18 protein-coding genes are annotated in these 22,588 nt (G+C 62.2%); 5 read left to right on the forward strand and 13 right to left on the reverse strand.

Annotated features, from left to right (window positions below):
• Positions 1–12 precede the first annotated feature (12 nt).
• Positions 13–366, reverse strand: coding sequence for a MerR family transcriptional regulator (locus CRO06_RS06205; protein ID WP_031228385.1), 354 nt, complete (start codon positions 364–366; stop codon positions 13–15).
• 76 nt (positions 367–442) lie between these two features.
• On the opposite strand from CRO06_RS06205, the gene CRO06_RS06210 reads away from it, so the two are divergent.
• Positions 443–1,288: an aminotransferase class IV family protein gene (locus CRO06_RS06210; protein WP_097058008.1), complete on the forward strand. Its 846-nt coding sequence runs from the start codon at positions 443–445 to the stop codon at positions 1,286–1,288.
• 61 nt (positions 1,289–1,349) lie between these two features.
• On the opposite strand, the gene CRO06_RS06215 is transcribed toward CRO06_RS06210, so the two are convergent.
• The 11 genes from CRO06_RS06215 to CRO06_RS06265 all read right to left on the reverse strand — a co-directional run bounded on the left by CRO06_RS06215 (position 1,350) and on the right by CRO06_RS06265 (position 16,955).
• Complete coding sequence (locus tag CRO06_RS06215; protein WP_022995523.1) at positions 1,350–2,975, reverse strand: BCCT family transporter; 1,626 nt, start codon at positions 2,973–2,975, stop codon at positions 1,350–1,352.
• Positions 2,976–3,069: 94 nt separating this feature from the next.
• Complete coding sequence (locus CRO06_RS06220) at positions 3,070–4,434, reverse strand: succinylglutamate desuccinylase/aspartoacylase family protein (protein WP_097058009.1); 1,365 nt, start codon at positions 4,432–4,434, stop codon at positions 3,070–3,072.
• A 9-nt stretch (positions 4,435–4,443) separates the two neighbouring features.
• On the reverse strand, positions 4,444–6,336 hold the full coding sequence (locus tag CRO06_RS06225; protein ID WP_022995525.1) for an ATP-binding cassette domain-containing protein: 1,893 nt from the start codon (positions 6,334–6,336) through the stop codon (positions 4,444–4,446).
• A 35-nt stretch (positions 6,337–6,371) separates the two neighbouring features.
• Positions 6,372–6,965, reverse strand: a complete 594-nt coding sequence (locus tag CRO06_RS06230; RefSeq protein WP_097058010.1) for an AAA family ATPase — start codon at positions 6,963–6,965, stop codon at positions 6,372–6,374.
• 213 nt (positions 6,966–7,178) lie between these two features.
• Positions 7,179–10,508 (reverse strand): mechanosensitive channel MscK, encoded by a 3,330-nt coding sequence (gene mscK / locus CRO06_RS06235; protein WP_097058011.1) that lies wholly within the window; start codon positions 10,506–10,508, stop codon positions 7,179–7,181.
• Positions 10,509–10,596: 88 nt separating this feature from the next.
• On the reverse strand, positions 10,597–11,496 hold the full coding sequence (locus tag CRO06_RS06240; protein ID WP_097058012.1) for a PA2778 family cysteine peptidase: 900 nt from the start codon (positions 11,494–11,496) through the stop codon (positions 10,597–10,599).
• 2 nt (positions 11,497–11,498) lie between these two features.
• Entirely contained in the window at positions 11,499–11,888 is a 390-nt protein-coding gene (locus CRO06_RS06245; protein ID WP_026949007.1) for a PA2779 family protein, read from the reverse strand.
• 48 nt (positions 11,889–11,936) lie between these two features.
• On the reverse strand, positions 11,937–14,102 hold the full coding sequence (selD, locus tag CRO06_RS06250) for a selenide, water dikinase SelD (protein ID WP_244902782.1): 2,166 nt from the start codon (positions 14,100–14,102) through the stop codon (positions 11,937–11,939).
• On the reverse strand, positions 14,102–15,226 hold the full coding sequence (gene mnmH / locus CRO06_RS06255; RefSeq protein ID WP_097058014.1) for a tRNA 2-selenouridine(34) synthase MnmH: 1,125 nt from the start codon (positions 15,224–15,226) through the stop codon (positions 14,102–14,104). Before mnmH ends, selD begins: the two co-directional genes overlap by 1 nt.
• Positions 15,227–15,322: 96 nt before the next feature.
• Entirely contained in the window at positions 15,323–16,210 is an 888-nt protein-coding gene (locus CRO06_RS06260; RefSeq protein ID WP_055100181.1) for a MaoC family dehydratase, read from the reverse strand.
• A gap of 91 nt (positions 16,211–16,301) precedes the next feature.
• Positions 16,302–16,955, reverse strand: coding sequence for a TetR family transcriptional regulator (locus CRO06_RS06265; protein WP_026949003.1), 654 nt, complete (start codon positions 16,953–16,955; stop codon positions 16,302–16,304).
• A gap of 261 nt (positions 16,956–17,216) precedes the next feature.
• Between CRO06_RS06265 and CRO06_RS06270 the strand changes: the two genes are divergently transcribed.
• The 4 genes from CRO06_RS06270 (at position 17,217) to CRO06_RS06285 (ending at position 21,882) form a co-directional block, all read left to right on the forward strand.
• Complete coding sequence (locus CRO06_RS06270) at positions 17,217–18,296, forward strand: ferredoxin reductase (protein WP_022995534.1); 1,080 nt, start codon at positions 17,217–17,219, stop codon at positions 18,294–18,296.
• A gap of 297 nt (positions 18,297–18,593) precedes the next feature.
• Complete coding sequence (locus tag CRO06_RS06275; RefSeq protein WP_031228394.1) at positions 18,594–19,715, forward strand: fatty acid desaturase family protein; 1,122 nt, start codon at positions 18,594–18,596, stop codon at positions 19,713–19,715.
• A 74-nt stretch (positions 19,716–19,789) separates the two neighbouring features.
• A complete protein-coding gene (locus CRO06_RS06280; protein WP_022995536.1) occupies positions 19,790–20,812 on the forward strand; it encodes an AraC family transcriptional regulator in 1,023 nt (340 codons plus the stop codon).
• Between the two features lie 137 nt (positions 20,813–20,949).
• Positions 20,950–21,882 carry an SdiA-regulated domain-containing protein gene (locus tag CRO06_RS06285; protein WP_022995537.1) on the forward strand — a complete coding sequence of 311 codons (933 nt, stop codon included), beginning with the start codon at positions 20,950–20,952 and terminating at the stop codon, positions 21,880–21,882.
• Here CRO06_RS06285 and CRO06_RS06290 read toward each other — a convergent pair.
• Positions 21,879–22,442: an FxsA family protein gene (locus CRO06_RS06290; protein ID WP_022995538.1), complete on the reverse strand. Its 564-nt coding sequence runs from the start codon at positions 22,440–22,442 to the stop codon at positions 21,879–21,881. The genes CRO06_RS06285 and CRO06_RS06290 overlap by 4 nt on opposite strands.
• Positions 22,443–22,588: the final 146 nt, after the last annotated feature.

Raw genomic sequence — 22,588 nt, forward strand, 5'->3', positions numbered from 1 at the left:
AGGCGCGGCGGCTCAGGGTTGTTCGATCTCGTGCAGGAAATTACGGAGAATCCGCCGGCTTTGCGCCAGTTTTTCCGCTTTCTGGTCGGCCTGGCGGATCTGTTCATGCAGGACGGTACGAAGCTCATCGCAGGGTTCGAACACCGGACCCTCACCGCGCACACACGGCAGGAACTGGCGGATCGTCGCCAGCGTCATGCCTCCGGAACCGAGCAGCTTGATCCGCTCCACGGTCCGTATTTCCGCGGCATCATAGTCCCGGTAGCCGCTGGCCGTGCGTCGCGGTTTGAGCAGCCCTTCGGCTTCGTAGTAGCGCAGCATGCGGATGCTCACGCCAGTACGTTTCGACAGCTCGCCTATTTTCATCTCATCGCCTTGACTCTGACAGCGCTGTCACAGTTTAAGGTGCCGGCTCCTTCATGTGAATCAGGAGCAGCGTGGCATGTCCATTGAAAATCGTCCCTATCAGGCCGCTATCAACGGCCGTCCGGTCACCGTCGCGGAGGTGACGCCCCTGGCGTTCGCGGGGTTCGCGCACTTCACCGCGATGCAGGTGCGAAGCCGCAAGGTCAAAGGGCTCGATCTGCATCTGACCCGCCTGCGTGAAGCCTCCATCGAATTTTTTGGCGTGGCGGTGTCCGATCAACGGATGCGTGCCTATATCAAAGCAGCCATCGACGCCGGGCCGGCGGATCAATCACTGACGGTCACGGTTTTCGTTGGTGGTGGTGAATTCAGCAGCCGCAGCATGGATACAGAGCCGGAGGTGCTGGTGCGCACCGATACTCCGGCGGAGGGCCCCCGGGGGCCGCTGAGGTTGAGCGTGGTGGAGCATGAACGTCCCCTGGCGGCGATCAAACATGTTGGCGAAGCCGGCAAGACCTACTGGCTGCATCAGGCCATCCGTCAGGGCTTTGACGACGCTGCTTTTCTCGACCGGCAGGGGCGATTGAGTGAAGCCACCATCTGGAATCTGGTGTTCTGGGATGGCGACGCGGTTGTCTGGCCCAGGGCGGCGATCCTGCACGGCACCATGATGGGCATGGTTCAGCGGCAACTGGATCGCCTTGGCATTGCCCAGCGTCATGAAGAGATCACTCTGGAGCGTCTTGGCGATCTGGCCGGGGCGGCGGTGATGAACTCATGGACACCGGGTATCGCGGTCACCGCCATTGGCGGGACCACGATTCCGGAGGCGGAGTCCTTCATGCGCTTGCTGCGCCGGTGCTACGAAGCCGAACCGGCCGTTTCCCTGGCAGAGCTGGAGCAACCAGTCTCGGGGACATGAATTCAGAGGTTGCTACAAGCTCCCACAGCGGCTTCGTCGTCTCCTCCGCAAGGGCGATTGGTCAGCCCGGCGGTGTGCGATTCACCGCGGTCAGGCGCCGGCGAATCTTTTCCTCCGGCGCCAGATCGGTGAATTCCTCCGCTTCGAACGGGTCGCCGCCCACCGGTGTGCCCTCATTGCGGTGATACAGATCCAGCAGCATATTGCGGCGATCTTCGCGCAGTTCTCGCACCAGTACGATCACCATCAGAAACAGCACCAGGGCGAACGGCAGGGCGGCCAATAGTGCCGCCGATTGCAGGCCCTTCAGCCCTCCGGCCGATATCAGCGTGATGCAGATGGCGGAAATCAGCACGCCCCAGGTCAGGCGTTTTTTCAGTGGTGGATTGAGAGAGCCCTGATCCGTCATCTGCGCCACGATGTAGGTGGCCGAGTCCGCCGAGGTGACCAGGAAAATGAACAGCAGCACCATGGTCAGGCCGCTGAGGAGATAGCCATAAGGCAGCATCTCGTACATTTTGAACAAACCGCTGGCAACGTCGTTGTGAACCACGGCGGCGAGGCCGGCGTTCTGGGTCAGGTCCAGGTCCAGCGCCGTGCCGCCGAATACGGCGATCCAGGCGCAGGCCAGCAACGGCGGCACCAGCAGCACGCCGAACACGAACTCCTTGATGGTGCGCCCGCGCGATACCCGCGCCACGAAGGTGCCGACGAACGGTGACCAGGCGATGACCCAGGCCCAATAGAACACGGTGAAGCGGTCCATCCAGTCGCCGCGCTCGAACGGGGGAATGGTCAGCGCCATTTCGATGAAGTTGCCGAAGTAATCACCCAGGCCGTTCACGAACACGTCGAAGATCCGCACGGTGGGGCCGGTGATCAGCATATAGGCCATCAGCGTCAGGCACAGCACCATATTCAGATTGCTGAGGATGCGGATGCCGCGGTCCAGGCCGGTATAGGAGGACGCCATGTAACACAGGAACATGGCGCCGAGGATGCCGACCTTGCTCCAGACATCATTGGGCCAGCCAAACACCGACTCCAGGCCGCCGTTCATTTGCAGCACGCCGAGCCCGAGAGACGTGGCGACGCCGGTGACGGTGGCGATCACCGCCATCACGTCGAGGGTATCGGAGGCGATCTGACGGCGTGGCAGGTCGCGCAGGGCCGGTTCCACCATGGTCGACACCAGCCCGGGGCGGTCTTTTCGGAACTGGAAAAAGGCGATGATCAGGCCCACCAGGGTGAACGCGGCCCATTGATTGACGCCCCAGTGGAAGAAACTGTACTGGATCGCCAGGGCGGCGGCTTGCCGGGTGCCGGGTTCGGCCAGACCGTGGGGCGGCTCCTGTAAATGCAGCATCGGTTCGGCCATGCCGTAGAACACCAGCCCGACGCCGAAGCCGGCGGAAAGCAGCATGCTGAGCCAGGAAAACAGACTGTAGTCCGGCGTGCTGTCCTGGGGGCCGAGGCGGATCTTGCCGTACTTGCTGAACGCCAGCACCAGCAGGAACACCACGAACACGAAGACGCTGAGCAGGTAGAACCAGCCGAAGTAGCGGCTCAGGCTGGATAACAAGGTGGCGGCGGTACTGGCGAAGGCTTTGGGGAAGGCGGCGCCGAGGGCGACCAGGGAAACGATGATGGCGGCGGAGGTCAGATAGACCCGCTGAGTCGATAGCATAGCCTCGTCCTTGGGGCGGAACGAACAACGAAAACCAGTCCTCTAGGGTGGCAGATCCGGCGGCGGAATGCATCCCGCCGGACCTTTGGGCCGATCAATCCCGCTGGCGGTCGTCCGGCTCCTCCGGCTCTTCGTCCTCCACCCCGGCGTCGGTGGCGGCCGGTTTTTGCGCGGCCGCCGGCGCCGTCGAGGCGGGGGCTTCGGGATGCTCCGTTTTCGCCGGTGAGTCACCGTCGGCGGGCTTCACGCTTTGCGCCTGCTCGGCCTTGGCCTCCACCTCCTCCGGGGTTTGCTCCTCGCCAAGCCGGTAAGCGGCGAAGCCGGCGTGTACCACCTGGTTAATGGCCATGCCCAGGATACGGCCGTCGTAGGGGGCGATGATGGCGCTGCCGGTGTTGGTGATGGGATCGGTGACGGTGCCGAGAATTTGCCCCTTTTTCACCTTGTCATTCAGTTTGACTTCCGACAGCAGGATGCCGCCCTGACTGGCGCGGATCCATTGCGATTCATAGAACACCGGCTGCGGCGCGCCCCAGAACCGGCGCGCTTTGCGCATACCAAGATTTTCCAGCAGGGTTTCCAGCGCCTGGACGCCGTAGCTGACCGCCTCTTCTTCCAGGCGATTGGGACCGCCGGCCTCCATCGTCACCGCCATGATGCCGTCGTCCACCGCCGCCCGTCTCAGCGTGCCGCGGGCGCCGCGGCCATGCAGCACGGTCATGCCGCCAAAGTGCTTGGCGAAAGCCAGAACATCCGGATTTTTCAAATCGGCGCGTAACTGCGGCTGGTTGATGCGTTTGAGCGAGCCGGTGTGCAGGTCCACCAGATACTCGCAATGCCGGATGATCTGATCATAGAGGGAATGGGCCACGCGGTCGGCGGCGCTGCCGGTGCCACGGCCGGGGAAATGACGATTGAGATCGCGGCGGTCGGAAAGATAGCGCGAGCCGTTGCGGAAGCCTTCCAGATTGACGATGGGCACGCCGATCAAAGTGCCGGACAGGGTTTCCGGCTCCAGGTCGTACATCAGACGGCGCACCATCTCGATACCATTCAACTCGTCACCGTGGACGGCGGCGGTCAGGCACAGGCGCGGGCCGGGTTTCTTGCCATGGGCCACCAGCACCGGCACCGGCGTGGCGATGGAAGCGAAGGATTGATCCGGTGTCCAGTGCAGCGTGGCGAAGCTGCCCGGCACCACGTTACGGCCCAGCAGCGATAGCGGCCGCACCGTCGGCGGCGGCTCCTCGGTGGAAGAGGGCGCCGGCGGCTCATGGCTGCCGGCGGTCACGGTGTCGACCACCTGCGTGTCGTCGACCACCTGTTTCGCGGGAGGATTGGCTGGAGCCGCGTGCGCCTCGGGTTCGGTGTCGTCGACGGGGCTCTCGTTGGCGTGCAGGGCCGGCCAGGGCGCCAGGACGGCCAACAGGGCGATGGTCAGGGACCAGCGTGCGGTCATGGTGATGTCTCAGCTGTTGAGCTGGTCGAGTGCCTCCCAACGGGCGTAGGCTTCGGCCAGCGTGTGTTCCAGTTCGGAGAGCCGTTTTTGCTCGGCGGCGATGGTTTCCGCGGCTTCCTTGTAAAAGGCCGGGTCCGACATCGTGCTTTGCAGCGCCTCCAGCGCTGCTTCCAGCTCTTCGATGCGAGCCGGCAAATCGCGCAACTCAAGCTGCTCCTTGTAGCTCAGCTTCTTGCGCGCCGGTTTCGCCGCTTCACTGCGTTCGGGGCGAGCGGCGGATTTGGCGGGTTTGACGGTTTCCGGCGCGGACGGTTCCGGACGTTGCCGCAACCAGTCCTCATAACCGCCCACATACCAGTGCGGATCGCCACCCTCGAACACCAGTGTCGAGGTCACCACATTGTCGATGAAAGCACGGTCATGGCTGACCAGCAGCAGGGTGCCCTGGTAATTCACCAATTGCTCTTCCAGCAATTCCAGGGTCTCCACGTCCAGATCGTTGGTGGGCTCATCCAGTACCAGCAGATTGAACGGCCGCGTGAACAGCTTGGCCAGCAGCAGGCGGTTGCGTTCGCCGCCGGACAGGGACTTGACCGGCTGACGGGCGCGGGCCGGCTCGAACAGAAAATCCTGCAGGTAACCCATGACATGTTTCTTACGGCCATCCACTTCCACTACATCGGAGCCTTCCGCCAGGTTGTCGATCACGCTTTTTTCGCCGTCCAGGCTGTCGCGCAATTGATCGAAGTAGGCCACTTTCAATTGGGTACCCTGCTTCACGCTACCGCTATCGGGCGCCAAGCGGCCCAGAAGAATACGGATCAAGGTGGACTTTCCGCAGCCGTTGGGGCCGAGAATACCGACACGGTCGCCGCGCAGCAGGGTCAGCGAGAAGTCCCGCAGCAGCGTCTGTCCGCCCACCGCATAGCTGAGGTGTTCCGCTTCGATCACTGTTTTACCGGAGCGGTCGCCCTGCTGGATGGAAAGGGCCGCCGTGCCCTGGCGCTGGCGTCGCTGCGCAGCCTCTTTACGTAACGACTGCAAGGCCCGCACCCGGCCCTCGTTGCGGGTGCGCCGGGCCTTGATGCCCTGACGGATCCAGCGTTCTTCCTGGGACAACTTCTTGTCGAATTCGGCCTGGTTTCTTTCTTCCACTTCCAGGGCCGCCTGCTTGCCTTCCAGATAACGATCGTAATCCCCGGGCCAACTGGTCAGCCGGCCGCGGTCCAGCTCGATGATGCGGGTGGCCAGGGCGCGAATGAAAGCGCGGTCGTGGGAGATGAACACCAGGGTCGCCGGGTAGTCGCGCAGGAAGCTTTCCAGCCAGCGGATCGAGTCGATATCCAGGTGGTTGGTCGGTTCGTCCAGGAGCAGCAGATCCGGTTCCTGCACCAGCGCACGGGCCAGCAGAACGCGGCGCTTCATGCCGCCGGAGAGGCCGGCGAAACGCTGCTCGCCATCGAGTTGCAGCTTGGAGAGCACCGTCTCCACCCGTTGGAACAGCTGCCAGGCGCCGGCGCTTTCGATACGGTCGCTGAGCTGCTGGAAGCGGGCCATCACCGCGTCGTCGCCATCGTTGAGCCTGTGGCTGAGGCGGTCGTGCTCGGCCAGCAGGCCGCCCAACTCGCCGAGACCCTGGGCCACCATCTCCTGGACACTGTGGTCCTGATCCTCGGGGACCTCCTGTTCCAGGCGCGCCACAACCAGGCCCTGGGTGCGCTCGATCTGGCCATCGTCCGCCTGCACCTGCCCATCCAGTACTTTCAGCAGGGTGGATTTGCCGGAACCGTTGCGGCCCACCAGGCACAGCCGTTCGCCGGGCTCGATGGTCAGGTCCAAATGGTCGAATAGTGGCTGGTCGCCGTAATCAAGCTGCAAGTCACGCAGAGTCAGCAATGGCATGGTGTCCGGTTACCGTGGTGTCGGGGAACGCGAGTCTAGCATTTTCCCGGTGCGTCATGGATGGGGGAGCAAGCCAGACCGAGATGGGACAGGACCCAGTCACGGCGTTCTCTTATCGTTCCCCGGGGCACCAGGAGCGGGCGGTAGCCCTGGTCAAGGTAAGTGTCCCATAACACCTGGAACGTGCGCTCGGCTTCCGCCAGTGTCTGCTTGCGTTCCTGGTCGTGCCGGTAGATGTCGGGCCAGGGCGGCAGCATCAGTACTTCCGGCGCATAACGGTAGCGCCGCGCGGCCCAGCGCAGGGCGGCGCTCTCCCGCAGCCGTTCCAGGCGGGCATAGCCGAGCACATCCACCACACCCCGGTCGAAGAATACCGGTCCGCCACGGCGGCTGTACCGCCGGTACTGCCGCCGGTCCCGGTCCAGCATGGCGGCGGCGAAGGCCTGGCGGTTTCGCCAGGGCAGGGCATCACCAGCAAGCGCCCGTTGTTGTCGAATCACCGCCCGCCCGGATTCGGTGACGGTGAGGTAACCAAACCTGGCCAGGGCCTGGAGCAAACTGGTCTTGCCGGCGCCGGGGCCGCCGGACAATACAATAGCCCCGCGATGGAGGCCGCGGTGAATAAACATGATGGGGTTTCCTGTTAGAGAAGAGGAGTGGTTAGTCGTGGTTTAGAGTGAGCCGCGGCACTTTGAGCTCCAGCAATGTCGACCGCTGGTACAGAAAGGGCTACGAAGCCGCCGTGGGAAGCTTGCTTGCAAGCGAATGGGCTTCCGGCGAAAGGTCGCCTTCCCACAGCGGCTTCGTAGCGGACGCCGAATTTATGTCTCCAAGGCCGGATTTCAGGCGTCCGTCGTCGGGTCGCCGTTTCCGGATTCGCGGCGCTCGCCGGGGATGGTCATGTTTTCGCCGCCATTGATACTGCGAATGTGAATGTCCATCTGGCTGAAAGCGATTTCCACGTCCTGTTCCCGGCACAACTGATCGATACGGCGATTAAGTTCGTCGGTGGTGCTCAGGCGGTCACCGATTTCCTTCACATAAACCCGCAACTCATGGTCCAGGGTGCTGGCGCCGAAGCCCATGAACAGGATCATCGGCTCCGGGTCCTTCATCACTTTCGGATGGTCTCGGGCCACGGTCTGGAGAATCTCACGACAGGTGTTCAGGTCCGAACCGTAGGCGAAGCCGACTGTGATGATCAATCGCGTTACCGTGTCACTCAACGACCAGTTAATCAACTGTTCGGTAACGAAGGTCTGGTTGGGGATGATGATTTCCTTGCGGTCGAAATCAATCACCGTGGTGGCGCGCACCCGCACCCGGCTGACGGTGCCCGACAAGGTACCGATAGTGATCACGTCACCGATGCGAATCGGCCGTTCGAACAGAATGATGATACCGGAAACAAAGTTGGCGAAGATCTGTTGCAGACCAAAACCCAGCCCCACGCCGAGGGCGGCCACCAGCCATTGCAGTTTGTTCCAGGTCAGCCCCAGCGAACCGAGCACTACCATGACGCCCAGGGCGATGATCACATAGGATAGCAGCGTGGTGGTGGCGTAGCTGCTGCCTTGCTTCAGGTTCATCCTCGATAGCAGCAGCACTTCCAACAGGCCGGGCAGGTTGAGGGCGAGCATCATGGTGACCACGCCGGCGGCCAGAGCGAACATGACATCGCCGAGACTGATCGGGATCGAGGTGACGTTGTTGCCGCTGCCTTCGGTGGTTTCCCACAGCAGAATGTTTTCGGTATAGGAAAAGGCATTGAGAATGTCCGCCCAGACCCAATAGAACAGCAGGCCAAATACCACCACCAGGGCCATGCGGATCAGACGCAGAGACTGCTGGTTGACCCGCTCCAGATCCAGTTGCGGTTCTTCCACCTCGATCCCTTCCACACTGGTTTCCTTGGCGTCGCCGTCACGTTGCGCCAAGGCTCTTTTGTAGGCCAGCCGTTGCGCCGCCACGGCCAGGCCACGTACCGCGGTCGCGTCGATCAGGGTCCATAGAAGCAGCAGGTAGAAGCTGTCGATGATGCGACCGGACAAACGCACCGTGGTGTAGTAGTAGCCCAGACCGATCACCACGATCAGGGCGAAGGGCAGGCCGCCGCACACCAGCGCCGCCATGGCTTTGTAAGCGGTGGAGAAGCGGGTGATGGGGAAGTGCAAGGCTACCCGGGTCAGCATGACCCCCATTACCGCCAGCCCGAACACCATGATGACCAGGCCGATACGATCATTGTTGAGCTGGGCCGGCCACTGCTCGCCGAAAGCAATGATCAGCGTCATCGGCACCATCGCCAAGCCGACCGCCAATAACCGCCGACGCAGCTTGGTGTTGCCGTCGGCGGACCAGCGGAAATGCCGCTGCGCGATACCGTCCCGGGCCAACAACCGATAGCACATCTCGAACACCAGCCATAGCAGCGCCACTTTTGACAGCGCGGCGCCCAACACGGTGGACAGCGTGCCGGGCTGAATCCAGAGACCCCAGGCCAGCAGACTCAATACCAACGGACCGGGCAGGCACATCAGCGTGGTCAGCAGAATCGCCAGAGGGGTATGCAACTGGCTGTCCCGGCGCAGGAAACCAATATCGCTGTTGAGTTTGCGGATCCGGGTACGCAGGCGTTTGCGCCAGAACAGCAGGGCGACGGCCAGGATCGCCGGGAGCAGTAGCCAGGGCCACTTGTCTTTCAGTAGCGCGGAGGCGTCCTGGCCCATCTGCATCCAGGGCATGTCCGTCATCTGATCCCGGACCTGGGCCGGGAACTCGCGCAACCAGGACAGATTGATCGGCTGGGTGCTGGGCATCCAGAAGGTCTGTTCAGAGATGGTGTCGTGGAGATTGCGGGAGACGTCCACCAGTTGATCCTGCACCAGATTCAGCCGGACCAGCAGATTCAGCTTGCGCCCCAGTTCGGTGTCCAGCTGATTGAGCAGTTCCACATGAATGTCATGCAGACTCCCCAGAGCATCCTGCAGCGCGACCCGATCCTCCGGAGAGATGTCCTGGTCTTCCAGGCGGAGGGTGGCGGCTTCTGTTTGCTGGCGCTGCTGGCCGATTTCAAACTGGCGCAGACGGGTGTCACCGATGGCCTTGGGCAACCCTTCCCGGGGTTTGAAGTCCGGTAGATTTTTTTGCTGCTCATAGAGAATCCGCGATAACAGCAGGCTGCCGTCAAGCATGCGGATCTGATCGTTGACCGTGGCGGACAACGCCCGCACCCGGTCCAACTGGGTCTTGGTGGCCACGTTTTCACGCAGCAGATCATTGACGTCTTCACTGGTCTGAATCAACTGTTTGCGCAGCGTCTTGTTCCGCTCTTCCGCTGCCGCCAACTCGGGGTGATCGGCCACTTCGGCGGGCAGGTCCACGGAGGCGGCCTGCAACTCATCCTGCAGCTGCTGTTGGCGCCGCCGGTTGAGCAGTGGTTGCAGAACATCCAGTTGTCGCTGGATCAGCTCCGCGTCGGCTTCCAGAACCCGTTGCTGCAGGCGGGAGCGCTGCTCGTTGGCGCTGGCCACGGCCAGTTCCTGGTTGCGCAGTTCAATACGGGAGTCCAGCGCCGCCAGTTTTACCTGCAGATTCTGCACTTCCTCCTCGCTCAGCGCCTCCGCCACCGACGGGCGGTTCAGCTGTCGGCGAATATCATCGGCCTCCGCCAGACTGTCGCTGATGGTATTCTGCGCCCGTTCCGGCAGGGTCTGGGAACTGGTCACATCACTGGCCGCGTCCGCCAGTTTTTCCTGATTGCGCTCCAGTGCCTGCAGTTTCTGTCCCAATTCCTCCGCCAAGGCGGAAATGGACAGGCTCTGATAGTGCTCGGCCCAGTCGACGGTGCTCTCGCGGCGAATTTTTTCCAATTCGTCCTGAAGCGCGGCTTTCTCCCGCGGCAGCGAGTTTTGCTGCTCCTCAAGCTTTTTGATCTGCTCGTGATTGGCGTCGATTTCCTTGCGCAGCTTCAGCGTCTCTTCCAAAAGGGCGCGTTCTGGTGCCGGTTCACCCTCCTTCTGGGTATCGGCGTTGTCGCCCCCCCCGGTAAGTTGTTTTTCCAGATCACCGATGCCGGGCAGAGAAAAGCCGCTGCCTTGCGCCGCGGCCACACCGCACAGCATCCAGAAGAGCAGCAGGGAAAGCAGTAACCGTGATCGACCGGGTCTCATAGGAAAGCGGGTAATCCATTGTCAGAGAATGAACGGGAGCTTAGACAATAGCGATAAAACGGAAATGACGCCATTTCCCGCGCGCTGTTTAGGGACAGCCCGCACCGTCGGTGATTTCGGCCACGCTGCCTTTGATGTTGGTGTCATCCGGCGCCAGCATGTGGGCCCGGCACACCGCCTCCCGGGCGGCCTCGGTGTTGCCCTGGTCGAGACGGGCGTAGGCCAGGTTATTCCAGGCTGGAGCGAGGGAAGGGGACAGTGTCACGGTTTTTTCGAAGGCCGCGAGGGCGTCGGCTTTGCGCTCCGCCTGCCACAGCGCGTTGGCGTAGGCGAAATGGAGCTTGCCGTCGTCGGGGAACCGGGACGCCGCGGTCCGCCAATGGCGCAAGGCATCCTTTTTCTGTGGGGCAAGAGCGTGTAGAAGAGGGCCGGGGCGGACGCTGGCGGGCAGCTCTCCGGCGGGCAGCAGCACCATGCCCCAATAGTCGGCGCGTGCCCAGGTGCGAATGAAGCGGTTCCAGTGGCTGGTGGTGGCTTCGCGGGTGCCGCTGTGCAGGATCAGCCGGCCGCCGCCATCACCATAACCGGTGACCACGGCGAAGTGCCATTGCGGCCAGCGCTTCAGTGCCAGGTTCTGCAGAATCAGCACCGGGTGGCCCGCCTGCAGCTCACTGAACAGCGCTTCCGGCCGGTTAACGGGATATGCCAGCAAACCGCGGGCGCGGCCGGCGGCCATCAATTCGATACCCAGGCTGCCTTTGCGTTCCGGCAACCAGACCTCGTCCACCAGCGCCTCGGCGTCGCCGGGCAGGCCGTTCCATTGCAGCATCATGCCCAGAGCGGCGGGGCCGCACTGATATTTTTCCTGGGCAATGAAAGGAACATCCAACTGCTGGTTGGCGGGTTGCCGGGCCGACTGTGGCGGGGGCAGTGTCTGGCACCCCGCCAGCAGCAGAACCAGCCCGGCGATGAGTCCGCGAAAGGGCACGATCAGTTGATCGGGTGGATGGCCGGGAACACGTTGGTGGCGCCAAGCAGATCGAGCAATACCAGAATCAGAATGATCGCCAGGATCACGCCGATCACGCCTTGACCGGCGGGCAGTTCATCGGCCTGTTCGGCCAGTTGGGTCAGTTCCTGATCACTGAGCCGGTCCAGGCGATCCTTTACTTGTTCCGGGCTGACCCCGTTTTCCGCCAACACCTTGGCGGCGGCTTTGTGCTCCAATAGCGCAAGGACCTTCTGCTCCATGGCCGCCCGTTGTTCGCTGGCCACCAGGGTATCGGTACCGACCATGGCGGCGTGAGCCATGGGGACGAACAGGGCCTGAGTGATGAGCAGAACGGCGGCGGTAAAAACGCCAGTGAGACGCTTGTTCATGGGCTGTCGCTCCCTGTCTGAATGATGCTTCAAGAGTAGCACGAGACACTATTCATGCAGCGTGATAGTGGCGGCGGCTTCGTGATTTTTTACAACGGTTTCACCAATCACGGTGGCATCGGCGCCGGCCCCGCGCAGGGCTGCCAGGGTGGCTTCGAGGCGCTCCCTGGTCACCGCCAACAGCAGGCCTCCACTGGTTTGCGGGTCGGTGGCGGCGACCAGTTCCGGCCGGCCGAGCAGGGCGGGGGCAATCTCGCAATGACCCAGCACCTGATCGTTGCTGTCCCGCAAGGTGCTGTGAATGCCTTGGCGTATGTGCGCCAGGGTACCGGGCAGTATGGGCAAGGTATTCAGATCAATGCGGGCACTCACCTGACTGTGTTGGCACAGTTCCAACAGATGTCCGAGCAGCCCGAAGCCGGTAATGTCGGTGCAGGCGCTTGGCGGCAGGGTGGACAGCGCGGCACGGGCCGGGCCGTTGCTTTGCAACAGGGTTGCCAGGGTAGCGTCCAGATCCGGCCCCCGATGGACGTTGCGCATCCAGGCCGCCAGTTGAATGCCAATGCCAAGTGGTTTGGTAACAATCATAACCTGCCCCGGCCGGGCACCCTCCTTGCTCCAGGCCGCTGCGGTCAGAGCGCCGTTGATGGTGAAACCGGCGGCCATTTCCGGCCCTTCGATGGTGTGTCCTCCCACCAGCGTGCAGCTTGCCCGGTTCAGCTCTTCCACCGCTCCGGCCAGCAGGCGCCGCAGGTCCCGGCCTTGCAGACGCGGGTGGTGGCGGGGCAGGCACAGAGTAGCCAGCGCTGAATGGGGATCGGCGTTCATGGCGTAGATGTCACTGAGACTGTGCAGGGCGGCCACCCGGCCAAACAGGTAGGGCTCATCCATGAAGGCCGGGAAATAGTCCACGCTTTGCACCAGCCGGTGTTGCCCGGACCAGCGGATCACCGCCGCGTCATCGCCCTGGGCCACACCAGCTTCGATATCATCGCGGACCCTGGTCTGAAGATCAGCGAGAGCGTGATTCAGGGTGGCGGCGCCAACCTTGGCACCACAGCCGGCGCAGTGCATTGCGTCGCTGTCGGCGGGCGCGGCGGGCATTGGCGCAGGCAGATTCTCAAAGCGCTTCATGAAAGCGCGGTCGATGCGATCCTTCCAGCGCCAGATCCAGGGCCCCGCCAGCGCCGGCCAGGGCGGTCTGGAGGCCACCGCATCACCCGCCCCGGCGGACAGCAGTGACAGGAAGTGCCGTTGCGGGCGGTAGGGCCGTTTGCGTCCTCCCCGGGTGGCGGCGAGTAAATTATCGGCCAGCACCGGTGCCTGACGCACCGCGTAGACCCCCGCCTTGGGCAAAGGCGAAGGGAACGAAGCGCAGTCACCGGCGGCGTGAACGTGCGGGCTGCCCAGGCTGGTCAGGGTGCTGTCCACACGCAGGAAACCGCGTTCATCGCAGGGCAGGCCGCTGGCGGCGAGCCAGGCCGGCGCCCGGGCGCCGGTGCACCAGAACACCAGATCCACCGCCTGGGGCTGGCCGTTGTAATGGAGCTGTCTTTCGCTGACCCGTTGCACCGGCGCTTGTTCCACGATGCGGACGCCGGCGGTCAGCAGCCGCTTTCGCATCAGCGAGCGCGCCCGGTCCGGGTAGCCAGGCAGCAGCTCGCTGGCGCTGATCAATTGTATTTCGGTGGTGGCGCCAAGCCGCTGGGCCAGGGCGGCGGCCAGCTCGGTGCCGCCGGCTCCGGCGCCCACCACCGCGACCCGGCGAGCCGCGGTTGGGTCGGCCAATAGATGGCGCCAGCGCTGCTCGAAAGTCGCTACCGGTTTTACCGGCACCGCGTGGGCCTGGGCCCCGGGTACGCTATCCAGATCCGGGGTGGCGCCGACATCCAGACTGAGTGTGTCGTATTCCACCTGGTCACCGTTATCCAGTAGCAAGCGGCGCTGGACGGGATCCAGCTCAAGCACGCGTTGCGGCAGCCAGCGGGCATCGGCGGCCCGGCTCAGCCGGCTCAGATCAATGTGGGTTTCATGCCGTTGGTAATGGCCCGCCAGCATACCTGGCAGCATACCGGAGTAGGCGGTGAGGCTGTCGGGGGAAATCAGTGTGAGGCGCAGCCCCGGCACCGGCCGCATGCTCAGACGGCGCAGTACCAGCGCGTGGCTGTGCCCGCCTCCCACCAGCACCAGGTCGTGATGCGCGACCGCCGTCATCACCGTGAGCGGCCCTCCGGCCGTGCCTGCTCTTCGCGTTCCCATTCCTGCAGAGTGGCGATGACATGGTCGCGGTTGCCGCGAAAATACACCGGCCCCTGGCGATGGCGGAGCATATAGTCATACATCGGGTCGTAGTAGTCGCTTAGCAGGGCTCGGATCCAGTGGCGGTGCTCATCGCCGCCATCGCCCCGGCGATGTTGTTCCAGTGCCCGGATCATGATTTCGCGCAGGGTCTGATGACGGGCGCCGCCGAGGCGCTTGCGGATGCGGTCCAGCGCGCCGAGCAAATGCTCGGCGAACAGGCCGTGGGCCTGCTCCTCGTCGTGGCCGTCGAGAAACTCCCGCAGCGGTGTGAGGACATAGTCTTCCAGGATCACGTCCACCCGGCTTTCCAGCGGCTCTTCGATGTCGATGCGCGGCATGCTTCGCAGCCGCTGGTTCAAGCACAGTGGCAACGCGCACCGGCCGATCAGGCGTCCTTCGTCCTCCACCAGCACCGGCGCCTGGTCGCCGAGTTTCAGCAAGCGGATGGCCAGGGAGTTTTCAAAGTCGATCTGCGCCGGCTGCCCGCCGGGCCGGCGGCCGAAGGCGGAGCCGCGATGGTGGGCGAGCCCCTCCAGATCCACCGCCCGGTGCAGTTGATGCAGGACGCGGGTCTTGCCGCAACCGGTGCGGCCGGTGAGCACCCATAGCGGCCCTTGGAGCACATGCTGTTCCAGGTGTTCCAACAGAAAACGCCGCAGGGCTTTATAGCCACCGGTTACCAAGGGCGCGTCGATACCGGCCTGACGCAGCCAGTTCTGGGTGGTGCGGCTGCGCAAGCCGCCACGAAAACAATAGAGATAGCCGTTGGGGTGCGCCCGCCACCAATCGTGCCAGGCGCGCAGACGGCGCTCCTTGACCTCGCCACGGACCAGCTCATTGCCGAGATCAATGGCCGCCTGTTGCCCTTGCTGCTTATAACGCAGGCCGATCAGATGACGTTCCTGGTCGTCGATCAGAGGAAGGTTGGTGGCATGGGGAAACGCGCCCCGGGCGAATTCCACCGGGGCGCGGACATCCAGGAGCGGCGTGTCGTTCAGGAACAGCGCTGCGTAGTCGTTGGTGTCATCACGGGTCATGGGCGGCAGTGTACACCGCCCATTTTTAATTTAGCAGATAGGTTTGAACAGATAGGGATTTGGGCGGGCCGGGGTTGGGCAGGCAGGGCGCGCCGGTCATTCGCTGACCGGACGCACCTTGCCGCTCAAGTGGGGCTTGACGCCGTCGGCGGCAAGCAACTGGAAATCGAGTCCGTCATTCTGCCGGGTACGGGCAAACTTGACCTTGGCGGGGATGAACATGGGCAGCTTGAAGCGCACATCCACGGTGAAAGCCTGCTCCGGCAGTTCTGGCTGCAAAGCCGCCAGACAGCGTGCCTTGGACCACATGCCATGGGCGATCTGGCGCTTGAAGCCGAAGGCCTTGGCGGTCAGCGGATACAGGTGAATCGGATTGCGGTCGCCGGAGACGCTGGCGTAGCGCCGGCCGGTGTCGCCGGGGACTTCCCATTCCTCGATCAGGTCCGGTGCGGGGGCCGTGGTTTGCTTATCTCTTTGCGCATCCGGGGACTTTTTCTCACCATGGCCGCCGCCGCGATGGAAGTTTACCGATTCACTCTGCCAGACCCGCTCACCGGCGGTGCTGACCACGGTGAAGATGGAGAACTCGTAGCCTTTTTCCACCTGGGTCAGATTGCCGGTATAGCACTTGATATTGAGCTGTTCCCGTTCTCCGATCGGGCGGAACTGGGTGATGCGGTTGCGCACGTGAACCAGTCCCATGGCCGGGAATGGGAAACCGTCACCCAGGATCAGTGCCATGTGCAGCGGAAACGCGTGCATGTGCGGGTAGGTGATGGGCAGATGACCGTCGGCGCTGAAACCGCATACCTGGCGGTAGGCCGCCAAATGGCGAGATTTCTGAGCCACATCGTTGAGCCGCAGCCCCTCGTCGGGCAGTACCGGAGCGTTGCCCGGGCGCACCCGCGCACGCAGTACGGCTTTGGCGAAATTCACCGCCATGGGCGGCGCGTGACGCAGCTCCTTGAATCGAACCTCACTCATAAGGACACCCTTCTCCCACGAACATTTAGCGCAATGTCGTGGCAGTATAGGCAGAGCGCCGGAGAGGCTGATTGGCCGTATCGCCGACGGCTCAGGCAATCCTGTCGGGTTCGGAACGCCATTGGGCCACGCCGAAATAAATCAGACGGACTTGTTTCTCCGCCATGATCAGCATTTCGTTCTGGCCGGCTTCATCGTCCTCGCTCAGTTCCAACATCTCCTGCGTTAGCGCCACCACGCTGTTGACCACCAGGGTGGCCATCATCTGCAGATCCTGGGAACTGACATTGATAAGGAAAGGGAAGCGCGCCATGTCCATGGCCAGTTCGCTGACGAACAGCCGGATTTCCCGCCGGATTGCCTGCCGCATGGTGGCGGAGCCCCCGTACAGCTCCTTGGAGACAAAAAGAAAATAAGTGCGATTGTTACGCACATAATTGAAGTAGGTCTCCATGGATCCGCGGATCATCTGCTCATTGGGCAGTTGATGTTGGCGGACCTCACGCATCATCTGCCGCAGAGTACGGAACGACTCATCCAGCAGGGTCAGGCCAAGCGCGCTCATGTCGGTGAAATGACGATAAAACGCGGTGGGTACAACACCGGCTTTCTTGGTCACTTCCCTGAGGCTGAGGGAAGAAAAGGGGGCCTTTTTCGCCACCAGATCCAAGGCCGCGTCCATCAGCGCCTGGCGAGTCCGTCCCTTTCTGGCTTTCCTTCCCCGGGGGGCGGTTTCTCTGGTCATGTGTCAGACAGTCTCCCGAATTGTTGTTTTAACCAACGAATCAAATCTAACCAATCAAGCAAGAAGCAGTGATGCGGCCTGGGTATTGTCGTTGCGCTTTGTCCCGGGCTCCGGCGGCAATGGTATTCAATTTCCGCCTCGGGATATAGCAAAGCGCTTGACAACTCCGTTCACAATTATTTTTGTGAACAGGTGTTGACTATAAAATCGGCTCCCTGTAAAAAGTGTACAACTGTTCACAAAATTGATAGGAAATGGCGTATGCAGACCATCATCGAGCCTCGTCGGGGCTGGTTTGGCCGCCTCGGCCAGGCCCTGACCAGCCCGTTTCAGCCGGAAGACTACCTGGCGCTGATCAACCCGGTGGCCTCGGCCCGGGAGATCCGCGCCCGCGTCACCGGTGTTCACCGGGAAACCGGCCGGGCGGTTTCCCTGACGTTGCGTCCGAACCGTCTGTGGCCCGGATTTCAGGCCGGCCAGCATGTAATGCTCGGCATCGACGTGAACGGTGCGCGGCAATGGCGCTGCTTTTCCCTGTCCAGCGCCCCGCAATCGGGGACCTTGACCGTCACCGTCAAGTGTCACCGGGCCGGCGGTGTGACCGAGCATCTGCTTGAGCGCGCGCGCCCGGGTGACGTGGTGACGCTCAGCGAGCCCGCCGGTGAGTTCCTGTTGCCGGCCCGAATTCCGGACCGGTTGCTGTTCCTGACCGCCGGTTCCGGCATTACACCCGTTCACAGTATAGCAAGATACCTGGAAAACACCTCCTTTGACGGTCAGGTGGAATGGCTGCATTTCGATCGCCGTTATGAGGATGTGATTTTGTTGGAGTCCTTGCGGGAACTGGGACGCCATTCCCAATTGAACGCCCGTGTGGTGTTGGGGCATCAGGCCCCGCTGCCCGGTGATGAACAGGGCCGCTTTGACGCCGCGTTGCTGGCCGCTCTGGTGCCGGACGCCGCTGACCGTCAGGTCTACGCCTGCGGGCCGGCCGGCTTCCTCGACGCGGTCAGTGAATGGCACCGCGCCGAAGGCCGTGCGCCGTTGTTGCATGAACGGTTCCAGCCGCTGACCAAGAATGCCGGCAACGGCGGCCAGATCCGCTTTTCCGGCAGTGATCTGACCACCGAGGCCGGTGGCGGTGAAAGCCTGCTGGAGGCCGCCGAGCGCAGCGGGCTGAATCCGGCCCATGGTTGCCGTATGGGCATTTGTCATACCTGCCGCTGCCCGGTACGCGGTTCAGTTCGCGACCTGCAGACCGGCGAGAGCCGGACGGTGGACAACCAACTGGTAAGACTTTGTATCCATGCCGCCGAAGGCGACGTGGAAGTGGCGCTGTAAGAGCCTGTTCACGATCTTTACGTCACCGCGTTGCCGCTGGAAAAGCCGCCAGAGGGCGTTGGGGTCTGCAGGCTCTGGTGGTTCCAAAGTCAAAGGCCACAGCGTCGTCTGGCGGCTTTTCCAGCGCAACCCGAAGGGCCGGGCCCCTTTTTCCGTCAGGCTGCGATTACGCTTGTTTATGTAGATTGACTACACGGCACAATCGGAATCACAACCTGACGAAAAAATGAACTCCGGCGCGGCGGCGTAAAGATCGTGAACAGGCTCTAAGCGACGCAAAAACAAGGAGTTGAACAAATGGGATACGCAATGCAACAAGAGCACGACCCAATCGTCTTTCAACGTGACGGTGTCAGCCTGACCCGTTCCCAGGTAGATGCTTTCGGCGAGGAAATCGAAGCTCTGCGCCAGCAGGTGATGGCGGACCGTGGCGAAGCCGACGCCCGCTATATCCGCCGTGTGGTGCGCTTCCAGAAAGGCTGTGAAGTAGCCGGCCGGGGACTGCTGTTCCTCGGCTTTCTGCCGCCGGCATGGTTGGCGGGAACCGGTCTGTTGGCGCTCTCCAAGATTCTGGAGAACATGGAGATTGGCCACAACGTGATGCATGGCCAGTGGGACTGGCTGGGCGATCCGAATCTGGATTCCGCTCACTACGACTGGGATAACACCTGCCCGGCCGAGCAATGGAAACATTCCCACAATTATATGCATCACACCTACACCAATGTGGTGGGCAAGGACCGTGACGTCGGCTATGGCATCATGCGTATGTCCGAGCACCAGAGCTGGAACCCGGCTTATCTGTTCCAGCCCATCTATAACTGGGTGCTGGCGCTGCTGTTCGAGTGGGGGGTGGCGTTCCACGATCTGGAAATCGAACGGGTGATCCGTGGCGACAAAAGCCGCGAACAATACCGTAAGGAGCGGAAACTGATCCTCAAGAAGGTACGCCGTCAGGTGCTCAAGGATTACGTGCTGTTCCCGTTGCTGGCGGGGCCGTTTTTCCTGTTCGTGCTGTCCGGTAACTTCACCGCCAACATCCTGCGCAATCTGTGGTCCTACCTGATTATTTTCTGCGGCCACTTCACCGAGCGCGCGGAGATGTTCACCGAGGAAGAGGTGGAAGACGAAAGCCGCGGGCAATGGTATCTGCGCCAGCTGTTAGGCTCGTCCAATCTGGAGGGCGGTCGGTTGTTTCATATACTCAGCGGCAACCTCAGCCATCAGATCGAGCATCATCTGTTCCCGGATATGCCGTCCAACCGGTACCAGCAGGTGGCTCCCAAGGTCCGCGAGATCGCCGAGCGGTACGGTTTGCACTACAACTCCGGCAGTTTGCGCCGTCAGTTCGGCTCGGTGATGCGGCGCATCCACCGTTTGGCGCTGCCTTCCCGCCGTGGAGCAGCGGCGGTGAGCTGATGCTGTTCCGGCCTCCCCGGGCATGTGCTACTCTCGCTCGTTGATACCAAAAAATTCGGGGAAGTCGCGAAAGGATGGCAGAGCTTACCGACTCCGGCGTGTTGTTGCGCATGGCCTACCGGGCCATGGTCAACGCAGGCATTGATGCAGACGCGGTTCTTGCTGAAGTAGGCGTGGACCGCGCCATTCTCCAGGTGCCTGACCTGCGTACGCCGCATGATGCCCAGGAATGGTTCTGGCAGGCCGCGGAAAAGGTCTCCAAGGACCCGCACATCGGTCTGCACCTGGGCCAACATATGCCGGTCTATAAAGGCCAGGTCCTGGAATACCTGTTTCTCTCCAGCCCCTCATTCGGGGAAGGCTTGCGGCGGGCGCTGAACTATCAGCGTTTGCTGTCCGATGCCGCCCGGGCGGAGCTGATGGAAGAAGAGGGGGACCGTGCCTTCCTGCGCCAGCCGTTCTGGGGCCGGCGTCTGGCCCATCTCAATGAATGCGTGATGGTGGGGGTGATCAAATTCTTCCGTTTCGTCACCGATGGCGCCTTCGAGCCGCTGGAAATTCACTTTGCCCATGAGCGCCACGCCGATCCGAGTGAGTACGAACGGGCCTTCGGTTGTCCGGTGAAGTTCGAGATGAACTCGGTTGGTGTGTACTTCGATGCGCGCCTGATGGCCCTTCCGTCGGCTCATCACGAGCCGGAATTACTGCGTCTGCACGAGCAGCTTGCCAGTGAACAGGTGGCGAGGCTGGAAAAGCAGGACCTGGTGGCTCAGGTGAATCGCCTGATCGCCGAGCTGCTGGAATCCGGACATGCCAATCTGGAAGAAGTGGCGGAACGTCTTGGCATCAAGGCGCGTCAACTGCGCACCCGCCTGGCGGATGCCGGCACCAACTTCAACCAGCTGGTGGCGGACTATCGCTGCAAATTGGCCAAGCGATTGCTGGCCGGTACCGACGAGTCCATCGACGAGATCGTCTATTTGACGGGATTCTCGGAGCCTTCCACTTTTTATCGGGCCTTCAAGCGTTGGGTGGGCATGACGCCCATTGAATACCGCAAGATGAAAGCCGAAGAGGACGCCGCCGCTCGCGGTTGACGCGGGCGGTGGCGTAAAGATCGTGAACAGACTCTAAGGCGCCGTCGCTCTGGAACCATCCCCGGAAACACCTCTCTAAGCCTGTCCTGACGGGAGCGCGGTTTTGCACTCCGGCATGAGTAGGATAGCGGTGTTTTATGGGGAAACTTTCCTTTAATCGTCGTTCCTGGCACGCCACAAAGGCGCGCTGGTGGCTCGGTGGCGCGCTGGTGATGGCGCTAATGGCTGGCGTGGCGTATTGGCAGCATTGGTATGAACCTCTGTTTTTCCATCTGAAGGAACGGATCGAGGGGCCGCGGCAGGGATTGCGGCTGGAAGGATATCGCGTAGTCATCGAAGGCAAGGCCGTTGCCGGTGTGAGTCGCAATCTCTCCGCGATCAGCTATGACCGTGAGCGGGACCGGTTGCTGGCGGTGACCAATGATCCACCGGTGATGCTGGAGTTGGATCGACAGGGTGAGGTGCTGGACCGCCATCAGTTGGAAGGGTTTGGTGATATCGAGGGGGTCGCTTCACTGGGTGACGGCCGCGTGGTGGTGGTGGATGAACGTCGCCAGCGTTTCAGCGTGTTTGCCATGCCGGAGCCCGGCGCGGCGGTGGACCAGCAGCGAATCCAGTCGTTGTCCCTCGGTATGGAAGAAGATGGCAACAAGGGGTTTGAAGGCATTTCCTATGATGCCGAAGGGGATCGGCTGTTCGTGGTGAAGGAAAGCCGCCCGCAGAAGCTCTACGCCATCGAGGGATTCGGCGCCAGTCTGGAGCAAGGCCTGTCCTTGCACATTCGTGATCTGACCAGCTGGATTGAAGGGCTGGTGTTCAACCGGGATCTATCGGATGTGTTTTACCACGGCGCCACCGGTCACCTGCTGTTACTGAGCGACCGCTCCCATTCCCTGGTGGAACTGGACCGGGAGGGGCGCTACGTCAGTTTCCGGGCCTTTTTGCGTGCCAATGAGGATATGCAACGGGACGCGCCGCAACTGGAAGGGGTGACCATGGATGATCAGGGGGATCTTTACCTGGTCAGCGAGCCAAATCTTTTCTACCGGTTAAAGAAGACCGGCTCTTAACGCCGGTCCTGGTCCCGTTCCAACTGATCGGGGGTTTGTGGTTCTTCCCGGGCCTCGCCATCGATGACCACGCCGTTGCCCTGACTGCTGCCCTGATTAGGGCGGCCGCCACCGAATGGGCCTCCTCCGGGGCCGAACGGGCCGCCATTGAAGGACCCGCTCTGATAGAAAAACGCCGAGCCCTGCCGGCCACTGAAGGTTTGCAGGGTGCCCCGACGTACCAGAATGGCGGCGAGCCGGTGGCGGCTGAACGGCAGCAGCATGAGAAAACCGACAATGTCACTGACAAAACCGGGGGTGATCAGCAAAGCGCCGCCGATCAACAGCAGCAGACCTTCCACCAGCTCCTGGCCGGGCATCTCGCCGGATTGCATGCGCTGATTCAGGCGCGTCCAGGTTTGCAGACCCTGGCTGCGGAACAACCAGGAGCCAATGATGGCGGTGGCCAGCGTCAGAATGATGGTGACCGGCCAGCCGATCACGTCGGCCACCGCGGCCAGGACCAATACCTCCAGCAAGGCGAAGGCGAAAATCACGAAAAACAGGCGGCCAAACGTCATGGGGACCTCTTGGTGACGGCGTCGCAGCCGGGAGACGTGTCGCGGCACGGTTTAACCTTGCCTACGACGACCTGTCCCAAGAGATGGCGGTGAGGACGGAAAATTCAACCCCGCAAAGGCATAACGCGGCTCCGCTTCGAGGTAAC

Source organism: Alloalcanivorax xenomutans (genome assembly GCF_900217905.1).
In the GTDB taxonomy this organism is placed as follows: Bacteria; Pseudomonadota; Gammaproteobacteria; order Pseudomonadales; family Alcanivoracaceae; genus Alloalcanivorax; species Alloalcanivorax xenomutans.